The sequence below is a fragment of the Azonexus sp. MM2026_4 genome, from assembly GCF_055901855.1.
In genome coordinates this window covers 43,892-57,468 of the sequence record NZ_CM148380.1, presented here as the reverse complement: position 1 = coordinate 57,468, position 13,577 = coordinate 43,892, and the positions used below count along the sequence as shown (strand labels likewise).

The 13,577-nt window shown below is 65.0% G+C and carries 12 protein-coding genes; 6 read left to right on the top strand and 6 right to left on the bottom strand.

Going from position 1 to position 13,577, the window contains the following annotated elements; genetic code table 11:
* Positions 1-4: 4 nt before the first annotated feature.
* Together cyoE and AC0KWY_RS00155 are read left to right on the top strand one after the other, a co-directional pair.
* Positions 5-898, top strand: coding sequence for a heme o synthase (cyoE, locus tag AC0KWY_RS00160; RefSeq protein WP_474027633.1), 894 nt, complete (start codon positions 5-7; stop codon positions 896-898).
* 6 nt (positions 899-904) lie between these two features.
* The gene (locus AC0KWY_RS00155) at positions 905-2,035 is read left to right on the top strand and encodes a COX15/CtaA family protein (RefSeq protein WP_474027632.1); all 1,131 of its coding nucleotides are present in this window, start codon (positions 905-907) and stop codon (positions 2,033-2,035) included.
* A 1-nt stretch (position 2,036) separates the two neighbouring features.
* On the opposite strand, the gene AC0KWY_RS00150 is transcribed toward AC0KWY_RS00155, so the two are convergent.
* Genes AC0KWY_RS00150 through AC0KWY_RS00140 form a run of 3 tightly spaced genes read right to left on the bottom strand, consistent with a single transcriptional unit; the run spans position 2,037 to position 4,547 of the window.
* Complete coding sequence (locus AC0KWY_RS00150; RefSeq protein ID WP_474027631.1) at positions 2,037-2,957, bottom strand: VTT domain-containing protein; 921 nt, start codon at positions 2,955-2,957, stop codon at positions 2,037-2,039.
* Positions 2,958-3,017: 60 nt separating this feature from the next.
* Entirely contained in the window at positions 3,018-3,899 is an 882-nt protein-coding gene (locus AC0KWY_RS00145) for a pirin family protein (protein ID WP_474027630.1), read from the bottom strand.
* A gap of 48 nt (positions 3,900-3,947) precedes the next feature.
* On the bottom strand, positions 3,948-4,547 hold the full coding sequence (locus AC0KWY_RS00140) for an FMN-dependent NADH-azoreductase (RefSeq protein WP_474027629.1): 600 nt from the start codon (positions 4,545-4,547) through the stop codon (positions 3,948-3,950).
* Between the two features lie 115 nt (positions 4,548-4,662).
* Here AC0KWY_RS00140 and AC0KWY_RS00135 point away from each other — a divergent pair, with 115 nt between their 5' ends.
* The 4 genes from AC0KWY_RS00135 (at position 4,663) to AC0KWY_RS00120 (ending at position 9,809) form a co-directional block, all read left to right on the top strand.
* Complete coding sequence (locus tag AC0KWY_RS00135; RefSeq protein WP_474027628.1) at positions 4,663-5,604, top strand: LysR family transcriptional regulator; 942 nt, start codon at positions 4,663-4,665, stop codon at positions 5,602-5,604.
* A gap of 214 nt (positions 5,605-5,818) precedes the next feature.
* Complete coding sequence (locus AC0KWY_RS00130; RefSeq protein WP_474027627.1) at positions 5,819-6,988, top strand: AAA family ATPase; 1,170 nt, start codon at positions 5,819-5,821, stop codon at positions 6,986-6,988.
* Positions 6,989-9,208 carry a S8 family peptidase gene (locus AC0KWY_RS00125; protein WP_474027625.1) on the top strand — a complete coding sequence of 740 codons (2,220 nt, stop codon included), beginning with the start codon at positions 6,989-6,991 and terminating at the stop codon, positions 9,206-9,208.
* A gap of 73 nt (positions 9,209-9,281) precedes the next feature.
* Positions 9,282-9,809, top strand: coding sequence for a hypothetical protein (locus AC0KWY_RS00120; RefSeq protein WP_474027624.1), 528 nt, complete (start codon positions 9,282-9,284; stop codon positions 9,807-9,809).
* Positions 9,810-9,853: 44 nt separating this feature from the next.
* On the opposite strand, the gene AC0KWY_RS00115 is transcribed toward AC0KWY_RS00120, so the two are convergent.
* Genes AC0KWY_RS00115 through AC0KWY_RS00105 form a run of 3 tightly spaced genes read right to left on the bottom strand, consistent with a single transcriptional unit; the run spans position 9,854 to position 13,488 of the window.
* Complete coding sequence (locus AC0KWY_RS00115; protein ID WP_474027623.1) at positions 9,854-10,981, bottom strand: ribonucleotide-diphosphate reductase subunit beta; 1,128 nt, start codon at positions 10,979-10,981, stop codon at positions 9,854-9,856.
* 16 nt (positions 10,982-10,997) lie between these two features.
* Positions 10,998-12,620, bottom strand: coding sequence for an adenosylcobinamide amidohydrolase (locus AC0KWY_RS00110; RefSeq protein ID WP_474027622.1), 1,623 nt, complete (start codon positions 12,618-12,620; stop codon positions 10,998-11,000).
* A gap of 58 nt (positions 12,621-12,678) precedes the next feature.
* A complete protein-coding gene (locus AC0KWY_RS00105; RefSeq protein WP_474027621.1) occupies positions 12,679-13,488 on the bottom strand; it encodes an ABC transporter substrate-binding protein in 810 nt (269 codons plus the stop codon).
* Positions 13,489-13,577: the final 89 nt, after the last annotated feature.

Here is a 13,577-nt window from a genome sequence, read left to right as displayed (position 1 = left end):
CGCCATGCACACCGCCGCCACCGTCTCCCCCCTGAGTCTCGGCCAACGTCTGGCCGCCTTCGGCCACCTGTGCAAGCCGCGGGTCAACAGCCTGATCGTGTTTACCGCGATGATCGGGATGTGCCTGGCGACGCCGGACTTCCCGCCGCTCTTGCGTTTCATCGTCGCCGCGCTGGGCATTGCGCTGGTCTCCTTCGCCGCCGCCGCGATGAACTGCCTGGTCGAGCGCACGGTCGATGCCAAAATGGCGCGCACCAGTTGGCGCGCCACCGCCCGTGGCGACATCTCGCCGCTGGAAACGATCAGCCTGGCCACCGCCCTCGGCGCCGTCGGCCTCTGGCTGCTGCACACCTACATCAACGACCTGACCATGTGGCTGACGCTGGCCACCTTCGTCGGCTACACCGTCATCTACACGCTGCTCCTCAAACCGGCGACGCCGATGAACATCGTCATCGGCGGCGCCTCCGGCGCCATGCCGCCGCTGCTCGGGTGGACGGCGATGACCGGCGTGGTCTCGGCCGAACCGCTGGTCCTCTTCCTCATCATCTTCCTGTGGACGCCGCCCCACTTCTGGGCGCTGGCCTGCTACCGGCGCGACGACTACGCCCGCTCCGGCCTGCCCATGCTGCCGGTCACCCACGGCATCGCCTTCACCTGCCAACACATCCTCTGGTACACCGTGATGCTCGCCGCCGCCAGCATGATCCCGGTCTCGCTCGGCATGAGCGGCACGTTCTACCTGATCGCCATCAGCCTGCTCGACCTCGTCTTCCTCGGCTACGCCATCGCGCTCTGCCGCAACTACAGCGACGCCCTGGCGCGGCGCACCTTCCGCTATTCCATCCTCTACCTGACCCTGCTCTTCGCCGCCCTGTTCATCGACCGCCTGTTCTGATCCGTCGTGCGCCAGTCTCATCACCTTTTCCACCGCCTGCTCCTGCTCGCCACCCTGCTCGCCTTCGCCGTCATCGCGCTGGGCGCCTACGTGCGCCTGTCAGATGCCGGCCTCGGCTGCCCCGACTGGCCGGGCTGTTATGGCCACTGGCTGGGCGTCCCCGAAGCGCCGGCCGAGCAACTGGCGGCGGCGCAGGCCTACCCGGAACGACCGCTGGAAACCGGCAAGGCCTGGAAAGAGATGCTGCACCGCTACCTGGCCGGCAGCCTGGGCCTGCTCGTGCTGGCGCTGTGCGTCCTCGCCTGGCGCCGGGAATGCCGCCAACAGCAGTCGCCGGCGCTGCCCACCGTCCTGCTGCTGATCGTCTGCCTGCAAGCCGCACTCGGCATGTGGACCGTGACCTATCTGCTCAAGCCGGTCATCGTCACGCTACATCTGCTCGGCGGCATGGCCACGCTCTCGCTGCTCGCCGGCATGCTCTTTGCCCGGCGCGCGACAAACGGCGAGGCACCCGCCGGCCCCGCCCTGCGGCTGCTCGCCGGCGGCGCCTTGCTGCTCATCGTGCTGCAGATCGCGCTGGGCGGTTGGGTCAGCAGCAACTACGCGGCCCTCGCCTGCGCCGATTTCCCGACCTGCCAGGGGCAGTGGCGGCCGGAGATGGAGTTTGACCATGCCTTCAGCCTGCACCGCGAACTCGGCCAGACCGCGGACGGCCAGTTGCTGCCGCTGGCCAGCCTGACCGCGATCCACTGGAGCCATCGCCTGGGCGCGCTGGCGGTGGCGCTGATCGTCGGCGCGCTGGCCGTTTCCCTGATCCGCACCGGCCATCGCCGCTGGCGGCGCTGGGGCGGTCTGCTGCTCGGCCTGCTTGTGATGCAGATCGGCCTCGGCCTGGGCAATGTCCTGCTCTCGCTGCCGCTGCCCGTCGCCGTCCTCCATACCCTGGGCGCCGCCGCCCTGCTGACCGCGACGCTGGCCATCAACATCCTGCTCCAGCGCAGCCCGAGCCCGGCCGGCAGCGGCTGGTCGCTTTCGGGCAAAACGCGTTCGCTCGGAGCAAGGCAAGCATCGGCAGACCTTCGCCGGGAATATCAAACGCAACAAACGGCGAGCACGCCAGATCGAGCGCAGCTCTGACTCAGCAAGCCTTGCCCGCCCGCCAAGCGTCGTAGCCGCCTTGCAGCGGCCGCACCGAGCGGTAGCCGGCGTCGAGCAGGCGGTTGGCGGCCTGGATGGCGCCGGCGTCTTCCGGGCAATGGCAGAGGGTGACTATGGGATGGTGTCTGGGCCAGTCGCCCACCGCCTCGAACAGGCGGTCGTGCTCGGCGACGACGGCGCCGGGGATGGGGCCGGTTTCGGCGACCATGATGGCACCGCGCAGGTCGAGGACGAGCGGCGGCTGTTCCGAATCGAGCGCGGCGAGCAGTTCGCCGATGCTGATGTGCGGCACTGCCGACAGGCGGCGGAAGCGGTATTTCTGCCACAGCTTCCAGCCCAGCCAGAGGCCGATCACGGCGGCGACGACGAGCAGCGCGCCGGCAGCGTTGCGGTCGAGCGCGGCGATCACCGCCTGCACCTCGCTGCGCAGCACCCAGCCGGCGACCAGCGCCAAACCAGCCCACAAGGCGGCACCGGCGGCGGAAGCGAGGACGAAGCCGGGCAGGCTCATGCGCAGCGCGCCGGCAATCGGCGGCGCCACCGTGGAAAACCCCGGCACGAACTTGGCGACCACCAGCGAGCCCAGCCCCCAGCGGACAAAACGCGATTCGGTCTGGCTGACGCAGGACGCCGGATTGATCGACAACCGGCACAGCCCGGCCAGCACGCGGTAGCCGAAGCTGCGCCCGGCCAGGTACCAGAGCGCATCGGCGAGCACCGAGGCGATGCTGGCGGCAGCGAGCATGGCCGCCAGTTGCCCGGACGACAGCGCCAGGCTGCCGGCGAGCAGCAGCGTCGGCACCGCCGGCACCGGCAGCCCGCCCTGCTGCGCGAGGACGTTGAGGAAGACCACCCAGACGGCGTCGCGCTGGAGCGATTCGGAAATCTGGGCGAGGTCCATGCTGGTGGGCTTTCAGTAAGGCGCGGGAACCGGCTTACGACCCCGGCCCCGCTGGATGGTTCACAAGGATTGCACCACCGCCGCCTCGAACTTGCCGTCGCGGTAGTCGCGCAGCGTCTGTTCGATCTCGGCGCTGGTGTTCATCACGAAGGGGCCGTACTGGGCGATGGGCTCGCCCAGCGGCTGGCCGGCGATGATCAGGGCGCGGGCATCTTCGTTGGCGGACAGTACCACGCCATCGCCACCGTCGTTGGCGAGGATGGCCATGTGGCGTTCCTCTACCACCGTGCCGCCGACCTCGACGTTGCCGCGATAGACATAGACGAAGGCGTTGTGCCCGGCCGGGATGGCTTGCTCGAAACGCCCGCCGGCCGGCAGATGCACGTCCAGGTAGAGCGGCTGCGTCGCCTCGCGCTGCACGGCGCCGGCCACGCCCTGGCTGCTGCCGGCGATGATGCGCACGCGCACGCCGGCCGCCGTGGTCGCCTCGGGAATCTGTTCCGGCGGAATGTCGCGGTAGCTGGGGGCGATCATCTTGTCGCGCGCCGGCAGGTTGAGCCAGAGCTGGAAGCCTTCCATCAGCCCTTCTTCCTGTTCCGGCAGTTCGGAATGGATGAGGCCGCTGCCCGCCGTCATCCACTGCGCGCCGCCCGGCCCGAGCAGGCCGGCGTTGCCGGCGCTGTCGTGGTGGCGCATGCGCCCGGCGAGCATGTAGGTGACAGTCTCGAAGCCGCGGTGCGGGTGATCGGGAAAGCCGCCGATGTAGTCCTCCGGGTTCTCGTTGCGGAAGGCGTCGAGCATCAGGAAGGGGTCGAGCCGGCGTTGCAGGTTCTGCGTCAGCACGCGGGTCAGGCGCACCCCGGCGCCGTCCGAGGTCGGCTTGCCCTGCACCAGGCGCTCTACTTGGCGGCTTTGCAGGACGGTGGATCGCGTTGCAGTCATGGCATCAGTCTCCATTGGTGTTGGGGCGATTGGCGGCGTGGTCAGCAATCAGACCACGACTTCCTCGATCCGTGCCGCGGCTTCGGCAAAAGCCCTGCTGGCCGAGTCGGCGCCCATCGCCAGGCCTTCGGCGTAGATGAACTCGACGTCGGTCATGCCGAGGAAGGCGAGCACGCTCTTCAGGTAAGGCACCTGCGAATCGGCCGGCGTATCGCGGTAGAGGCCGCCACGGGCCAGCGCGACATAGACCTTCTTGCCCTTGAGCAGCCCTTCCGGCCCGTTGGCGGTGTAGCGGAAGGTGACGCCGGCGCGGGCGATGGCGTCGATCCAGGTCTTCAGTTGCACGGGCACGCCAAAGTTGTACATCGGCACGCCGAGCACGATCACATCGACCGCCTGCACCTGGGCGATCAGCGCGTCGTCGAGCGCAACGCGGGCGGCCTGCTCCGGCGTGCGCTGCTCGGCCGGGGTAAACAAGGCGCCCAGCGCCGGCTCGTCGAGCACCGGGTGCGGCTGCGCGGCGAGGTCGCGCAGCTCGACCGTCGCGCCGGGGTTGCGGGCAAGCAGGCGGGCAGTGATGGCATCGGCCAGGCGGGTGGAATTGGCCCCGGCGGAACGGGCGCTGGCGTTGATTTGCAGGATCTTCATGATGGCTTCTCCAGGTGGTTGCTTGGGTTCGGTTCGGCGTTGGCTTGCGGATCAAGCGCGCCGTCACCATGGAGCCCATTCTATTGACGCAAATTCAGCACCGGAAGCCGTCGGAATGGGTATCATCGTTCCATCAACGGAACAATTAGCCGCCATGGAACTCGACGCCAACGACCTCATCCTCTTCGCCCACGTCGTGGACAGCGGCAGCTTCGCCCGCGCCGCCGAGCGCGTCGGCCTGCCCAAATCGACGCTGTCGCGGCGCCTAAGCGCGCTCGAAAGCCGCCTCGGCGAACGCCTGCTGACGCGCAGCACGCGCCGCCTGAGCATCACCGAATTCGGCGAACGCATCCTCGACCACGCCCGCCGCCTGCAGGAAGAAACCGAAGCCGCCGCGGCCATCGCCCAATATCGGCAGGGAACACCGCGCGGCGTGCTGCGCGTGTCGATGCCGCCCGACTTCCGCGAACTCGACCTGGCGCCCATCCTGCTCGACTACGCCACGCGCTACCCGGAAGTGCGCCTGGAACTGGATCTGTCGCCGCGCCGCGTCGACCTGCTCGCCGAACGCTTCGACCTCGCCATCCGCGCCGCCGCCCAGCTGCCCGACGACGCCACGCTGGTCGCCCGCCAGCTCTGCGAGATGCGCTGTGGCCTCTACGCCAGCCCGGCCTACCTCAAGCGCTACGGCGAACCGCAGACGCCGCCCGACTTGATGCAGCACCTCGCCCTGCAACTGATCGGCGGCAACGGCAGCGCCCAGCCCTGGCATCTGACGCGCGGCAACGAACACTGGGAAGGCCTGCCCAACGGCCCGCTCGCCGCCAACTCCCCCGGCCTGCAACGCGAAATGGCCGCGCACGGTCTCGGCATCGTCGGCCTCGACGAGCGCCTCGCCCGCTCCTGGATCGAACGCGGCCTGCTCCAGCGCATCCTGCCGGACTGGTCCCTACCTTCCGTCACCCTCTGGTGCGTCACCCCCGGCCGCCGCCTGATCCCCAGCCGGACTACAGCGTTCATTGAATTGCTGAGGACGGCGCTGATTGGGGAGCGGTGAAGTATTTGCTAGAGGGATTACGCGAAATATCGGATGCGCATGCGATGCCGCCACTACAACCCAACAGTCGCCAATAAATCAAAGCAATAGGCGACACAACAGCCACCGATTCTTTGGAGCCCAGGAGAACGACCACATATAAAAATTGCCCAATCAAATAATTCGCCATAAAATTCGCCAAAATAAATCATTCACGTTTCAACGGCGGGCTCAGGTGAACAAAGACAGCAAGGAAGAAGCAACAGGGATCGAAAGTGATCTCGTCAATTTGGCGCGATTGGCAGCGAGCGAATCTCATGAAGATACGCGGCTGTTTTTGGCGCGCCTGATTAGGAAATACCGGCAATCCCACCCCGATCTAGCATCCCGCCTCGATCAATCGCTCAAATCCACTCAGACGCGCTCGTCAGGTAGTTCCGTACTCCGACGTGGCGCACCGGTAGTCGACTCCAGCGAAGCAGCACTACCGGTTGATGGTGACTCTCGCTTGGCATTGATTCGCGTCTTCGATGACCGAGCGGGATTGGCGTCCCCAATCCTGCCAAACAGTGTTCATGACGCAATCGGGGCCATTATTCGCGAGCGTCAGGAATCCCAACGGTTAGCAGCTCGAGGCATAAACCCCACACGTTCCGCCATTCTGGTTGGCCCCCCGGGGGTCGGTAAGACGTTATCGGCACGCTGGATCGCCAGCAGCTTGGGCAAGCCCTTGTGGGTACTTGATCTGACAGCTGTCATGAGCAGCCTGCTCGGCAAGACCGGAAACAACCTTCGTGCGGCCTTGGACCATGCCAAGAAACATGCTGCAGTTCTATTGCTCGACGAAATCGACGCGATCGCCAAGCGACGTAGCGACGAGTCTGACATTGGCGAACTGAAGCGCTTGGTTACCGTCATGCTCCAAGAAGTTGATCAATGGCCGAATAGCGGTCTGCTGTTGGCAGCCACCAACCACCCGGAACTGGTTGACCCTGCCCTGTGGCGGCGCTTCGATATGGTCGTCAAATTCGACGCGCCAGATGCTGCATCCATAGGTGTGGCGATCAAGCGCTTCCTTGGTGATGATCAAGATGTGTTCAAGTCCTGGATCGATGTTCTTGCTGCAGGCCTTCAGGGGCAGTCCCTTTCCGACGTGGAGCGCAGTATTAACGCGTTGCGCCGCGGCCATGCGTTGCAAACAGCCCCTATCGAAAAATTGATCAGCTCCGCCATCGATCAGCGCCAGGAAGAACTCAGTAAAGCTGAACGCCTAAACCTAGCCATCGAATTGGCCAAGGCCGGTCAGCACACCCACATGCAAATTAGCCAGATGACCGGGGTCGCTCGCGACACCATTCGCAAACACGCGGGGCCTTCTCCCCGCAAAGGCAGGGGGCTCAAATAAATGTCCACGCGATACCTGATCGGCCGTGCCGAGTTGCTGACTTACCCCATCGAAGCGCCTAAGAAAAAAACCGGGGACAAAGCGCACCCATACACGCTTGGGGAAGCACAGCGAATCATCGTTCCAGAGATTGAGGTGGCCAACACCATCTTTCAGGCCCTGCCCGCGAAAGCATGCGCTGATGATCTGGCAGTTGCCCGTCTGGTATTGCATCCCGCCTACTTGGCGAAATCCTTCTTCCCGAAACTACTGCTCGATCAGGTTGGGCTGTCTTCAGTAGGTTCGCGCACCCGTCGTATCAAACCGCGTCATCAAACTCAGAAAAAGGCCCCTCCCGAGGCGGAGACTACTGAGTTGTTCGTAGCCGGAACGCGGGCCGCGCTATCAAATTTCCCTGCATTTGCGCGGAGCCTGAACGAACAAATGCCGGTCGCAGAACAGTTCGCCCGAATCGAGACCTTTGCCGCAATGACTCCGGCGGATCGTCTGCATCTCGAGGGAGCCGCTGTTGGCCACGTATTCGAGGTTGGCTTGCATTTACCCCCCGAAGGCAACGCTTCAGATGTACGGTCGATGTTTGCTGACTACGCCAAGGAATGTGAGTTCGAGGTCAATGGTGCGTTCGAGTTTGAGGCCGGCCGGTTACTTTTTGTGGCTGTTGAAGGCGAGGCCTCCGGTTTGGAGCAACTTTCGCAGTTCACGCTGACTCGCGTAGTTCGCCCGATGCCACACCTCAGAGCTGCTCGCCCTGTTACCCGTAGCATGCCGTTGGCCGTCCCATTTTCCCTGCCAAGCGGAGAGCCACTTTCACGAGAGCCCAAAGTCGCCATTCTGGATGGAGGCTTGCCACCGGAACATGTTCTCGCCCCCTATATTCGCCGCTATTTTCTGGCGGATGAAGATGCGAACGACGTTGCCGACTTCACCGAGCACGGGCTTGGCGTCACGTCTGCCGTGCTGTTCGGGCCGATCGAACCGGAAGCGTCCGCGGAACGCCCATATTCCCCAGTAGATCACCACAGGGTATTGGATGCACAGATCGATGGGGAAGACCCATACGAGTTATATCGAACACTCGGGCACGTCGAAACAGTGCTTCTCTCCCGTCAATATCAGTTCATCAACCTCAGCCTGGGCCCTGATCTGCCCATCGAAGACCAGGATGTCCATGCATGGACAGCGGTCATCGATAGCATCTTAAGCGACGGCGAAACCTTGATGACCGTGGCAGTTGGCAATAATGGCGAACGCGATGCAAAGCTCAGCCTGAATCGTATCCAGGTGCCTTCCGATAGTGTCAATGCCTTGTCAGTCGGTGCGGCCGACCGAAGCGGCATCGAATGGAAACGCGCAAGCTACAGTGCAACAGGCCCTGGTCGCAGCCCAGGGCGTCGCAAACCGGATGTCGTTGCCTTTGGCGGAGCACCGAAGGAGTATTTCCACGTCGCTGCACCGGGCAAGCGGCCAAACTTGGCGGCCACGCTGGGAACCAGCTTTGCTGCCCCCTTGGCTTTACGGTCCGCGATCGGTATCCGCGCCATCCTAGGTGACGCAGTCCCCCCGCTGACCATAAAAGCATTGCTAGTCCACGGCTGCGAAAATAAGGACGAGCATGATGTTCATCATGTTGGCTGGGGCCGAGTGCCTGCCGACATTAATCAGTTGATCACCTGCGGGGAAGGTGAGGCCAGGATCATTTATCAAGGCGAGTTGCGCCCCGGAAAATTTCTGCGAGCGCCCATTCCCCTCCCGAATTTCCAACTTGAAGGCAAGGTTCGTTTGAGGGCAACGTTCTGCTACGCGAGCCCGGTTGATCCCCAAGATGCCGGCGCCTACACCAAAGCTGGTCTGGGGATCACGTTCCGCCCCAATAGCAGCAAGCGTAAGGAAGGCGCAGCAAACGCCTCGTCTGCCACATTTTTCCCGGCAGCAGAGTTCCGGACAGAGGCCGAACTAAGGGCGGATTTGGGCAAGTGGGAAACGGTCCTGCATGCTGAGAACAGCTATTACGGGAGCAGCCTGCTTGAGCCAGTATTTGATGTGCACTACAACGCACGTGAAGCTGGAGGACAAGCGCCCTCGGGAGCTCCCGCCATCCGTTACGCTCTTGTTGTAACCGTGAGCGCTCCAAAACATGCTCAGTTACATCAGGATATTCTTGCGGCACATGCAGTTCTGCAAGCATTGGAGCCGCAGGTTTCTCTGCCTGTGAGGGCGTAGAGGGCAACACATTCCAAACAGCACATCCCGTAAACGGCGCGCCGCATCAACCGCCAGCCCCTCAAAATCGCCCATGAAATTCCCCCGCCGCACCCGCTACTGGCTGGCACTGGCCGCTTGCTGCCTTGCATTCTCGACCGCCCGAGCGGAAGCGGAGCCATTCCAAGGCAGTTGCCGGCTGGGCGATGCCCGCCAGGGCAGCAGCATCGAAATGCGCCAGGACCCCGAGAGCCACGTACTCACCCTGGTCGTCGACGGTCGGACCATACCCGCCTTCGGCGATCTGGACGCCGCCGACTACGAGGTCGGCGAAATCGTCGCCAGCCATTGCAGCAAAGACCTGTTTGTCTTTGTCTTCAACTACGGTTCGCCCTACCTCAAGGGGTTTGTTTATCGCAAATGCGGGTCGCGCCTGAGCCGCCTCGATTTCGCCGAAAAGCTTCCGCCGACTGCCGTGAGCCGCTGCCCGGAAGCGCTTTTCGTGGTTTTCCCGGACACCGGGACAGAGGCTTTCAAGATCGTCGATGCCCGCCATACCCGCCGCGTTGCCCGGATCAACCGGGCACGGCTATGGTCGTTGCCGGATAGCCGGCAACCCTGATCCGTCGCGGGCGATCGCGCGGTGAGGAGAAAACCTCGCCCCCCTCAATCCCAAGCCAACGCCCCACCCGTCTGGTATTCCGTCACCCGCGTCTCGAAGAAGTTCTTTTCCTTCCTCAGATTGGCCTGTTCGTCCAGCCAGGGCAGGACGTTCTCGGCGCCAGGGAACGGTTCCTCGACGCCAACTTGCCGCGCCCGGCGGTTGGCGATGAAGCGGAATTGCTGGACGTGCAGGTCGGCGTTGTAGCCGAGGATGGGGTCGCGCAGGATATAGCTGGCGTAGGCGCGTTCGGCGGCTTCGGCTTCGTTCCATAGCTCGCGCAGCGCCTGCGGGTCGAGTTCCAGGCCCTCTTCCTTCAACAGTTCGCGCACGACGCGGATGCCGAAGGCGCAGTGCAGGACTTCGTCGCGCATGATGTATTGCAGTTGCTCGGCGGCGCCTTTCATCAGGCCGCGCCGTTGCAGCGCGAAAATGGGCGTGAAGCCGTTGTAGAACCAGCAGCCTTCGAAGATCACCGCGAAGAAGAAGTAGGAGAGCGCGAATTCGTGCAGGTTGGCGCGGTCGGTGAGGTCGAAGTCGGAACGCAGCACCTTTTCCAGCCGGCGGTTGGCGAGCGCGATCTTGCCGTGGATCTGCGGCACGACGCGGTAGCGGTTGTAGATTTCCTGCTGGTCGAGGCCGATGCTTTCGATGCAGTGCTGGTAGGTCCAGGTGTGCAGCGCTTCTTCATAGACCTGGCGGGCCTGGTAGATCTGCAGTTCGGGCGCGCTCATCTTTTCCATCACCGCCAGGCCGATGTTGCGCATGGCCAGGATGTCGGAGGTGGTCAGGTAGGCGAGCACGTTCTCGAAAACGTGGCGCTCGGCCGGGCTGAGTTTGTGATGGTAGTCGTGCACGTCCTGCGCCATGCTGATTTCGAGCGGCGTCCAGTGGTTGCGGTTGGCCTTGAGGAAAAATTCCCAGGCCCAGGGGTACTTGAACGGCGCCAGCTGGTTGATGTCGGCCTTGCCATTGACGATGCGCTTGTCGGCGGCGTTGATCGGCGCCAGCGCGGCGGCGGGCAAAATGCTGCGGTCGACCTCGATTTTTGGCGCAATTTTGGCGTTGACCGCAGGATTTTGCGGTGCGGCAGCGGGGGTTTCCCAGTCGTCGAAGCGGTAGGCAGCATTCATGGCATGAACCTCGTGGTCAGTCGGTGCGGACGGACCGGAAGCGCCGGTGGCGATCCCAGTCCACGTAGAAAATGCCACCCTCGGCGGCGGTGAAGGTGAAGACGCGGCGGCCGTCGATGGCGACGGCGCTCTCGCCGCGCGAGAAGTCGAGTTCCGGTTCCTTGCCGCCGCGATTGACGACGACCAGCGGCAGGCCGGTCTGGCGCGAGCGTTTTTCCCAGACGTCGCCCGGCCCCATGCCTTCGACCGGCGGCCAGTTGGCCGGCGAGAGCAGGATTTGCGCGCCGCGCGCGGCGAGCTGGGCGGCCGGTTCCGGGCGCCAGGCGTCGGCGCAGATCAGGGTGCCGACGCGCAGGCCATCGACCAGGAAAGGCTGCCCTTCCCCGCCGGCCACCGACCAGGCTTCGGCGCCGCCGACCGGGCGCTGCTTGCGGTAGCTGCCGAGCAGCTTGCCGCTGCGGTCGATGACGGCGACGCTGTTGTGCAGTTTCTTGGTTGTCGGGTCGCGCTCGGCAACGCCGACGAAGAGCGCGACGCCGTTGTCGCGGGCGACGGCGGTGAGGCCGTGCAGCCAGTTGCTCGGGAAGGGATGCACCCAGTCGCTGCCGATGCGTTTGGCGAAGTTGTAGCCGGTTTCGGCCAGTTCCGGCGTCACCACCCAGTCGGCGCCGTGGCGCACCGCGTCGCGGATGCCGGCTTCGATGCGGGCGCGGTTGCCGGCGATGTCACCGGGCACCGGGTCGAGATGGAGCAGCGCGATGCGCAGGTCGCTGGCGCGCTTGGCCGGGCCGACCGGGGCATCGCCATAGCGGCGCGCGCCGGGCAGGTAGTAGCCGTTCTGCTTGCCGAGCGCCTCGACCACCGCCGCGTAGGTGGCCTTGCCGATCAGCTCGCCGATGCGGCTGTGGCCGCCGGTGTAGGTGGCGCGCGGCGCGGCGTTGCCGGAAACGACGATGATGCTGTCGGTGCCGGTGCCGGTCGCCTGCACTTCTTTCGTATAGCTGCTCGCCACCTTGAGGTCTTCGAGCGCCGCCGTTTTGCCTTCGGTGACGGTGATCAGCGCGCGGGCGAGCGCTGCGTCGCTCAATTCGATATTGCTCAGCACCAGGATGTTGATGGTGCCGGCCGGCTTCTTCTCGTCGTCCAGACCTTCGATGTAGGCGCCGGCATCGACGCTGGTGCGGATGGCGTTGCTGCGCGCGCCGGCGGTGGCCAGCACGGTCACGGTCAGCGGTCCGTGGGAGCGCGTGACGACGGCGAGGTGGTCCATGTCGGCAGCCGTGGACATCTGCGCGACGGCGGCCGGCGGCAGTTCCAGCTGCGCCGCCAGCGCATCGCGCACACCCAGCGCGTAGCCCTTGCTGTCGCTGCCCAGGCGGTGCCAGAGGAAGGGATGGGCGGCATGGTTGATCGCCGCGCGGGCGCTGAGCATGCCGTCGCTGGTCGACAGCACCCGCCGCTCGCCGGCAAAGCGCACGAGCAGCGTCTTCTCCCACAAGCCGTCGCGCTCGCCACGGCGGACTTCGGCGCTGGCGGCGAGTTCGGCCGGCAGGTCGAGGTCGGCGGCCGGCACGATGGCGGACCGCGCCAGCAGCAAAACAAGCGCCGAACGCAGCAAAAGGGCGAGCAAAGGTTTCATTGCAATCTCTCGTGACACGAAAAGGCGGCAAGCTTAACCCTGGAAACCACCTTCGACCTCAAGCGCCGAACTCGGCCATCGTCCGGCGCAGCTCTTCCAGCCCCTTGAGCAGTTCCGGGCCGGGATGGGTGAAGTACTCGCCGGTGAGCGGCAGGATGGGGATGCCGGGTCTGGCGATGGCCGGGTTGCAACTGCCTGCCTTGTGGTCCTGTAGCGCGAAGAGCAGATCGGGCCGCCGTTCGCTGATCCAGGCCGCGACATCGCCCTGCGGCGTCCGCGGGTTGAAATTGCGTATCTGCTCGTGGTCGGCCACGACGTCGAAGCCGGCGGTGGAAAACACCTCGAACAGCGTGCTGCCGCGCCCGAAGGAATACGGCGCCTCGCCGCAGGCGGACAGGATCAGCACCCGGCGCTGGCGGCCATCGACGCGCGCCGCGGCCTGCCGCCAGTCGCGGGAAAACTGCGCGACGCGGCGCTCGATATCGGCCACCCCGGCCGCTTGCCCGACCTCGCGCAACATGGCCTCGACCCCCGCCATGCCGCGAAAGCCGCCCACCCGAACGGCCCGCGCGCCGGGCGGCGTGGCCGACTCGACGGTTGCCTCGGCGGTCCATTCGGAATAGATGACGACATCGGGCTCGAGATCGGCCATCGCCGCGGCGTCCGGGTCCTTGACGCCGCCGGTATGAGCCAGCGGCAGCCGGTCGTAACGGCTGACGCCGACGATGCAATCGCCCCGCCCCAGCCAGTCCAGCGCCCGGCTGATGTAGGGCGACTGGCTGATGATGCGCGGACAATCGGCCGCCTGGGCGAGATTGGCGAGCAGCGCCAGGGCGAGGGGTAGCCAGGTTTTGAAGGTAGTCTTCATTGGCGGGCCTCGCTGGACAGGTTGTGGCTACGGCCGCTCGCCTTCGCTCGCTTAACCCGGCGCGCCGGGTTAGCCTGCGCCGCAATCCG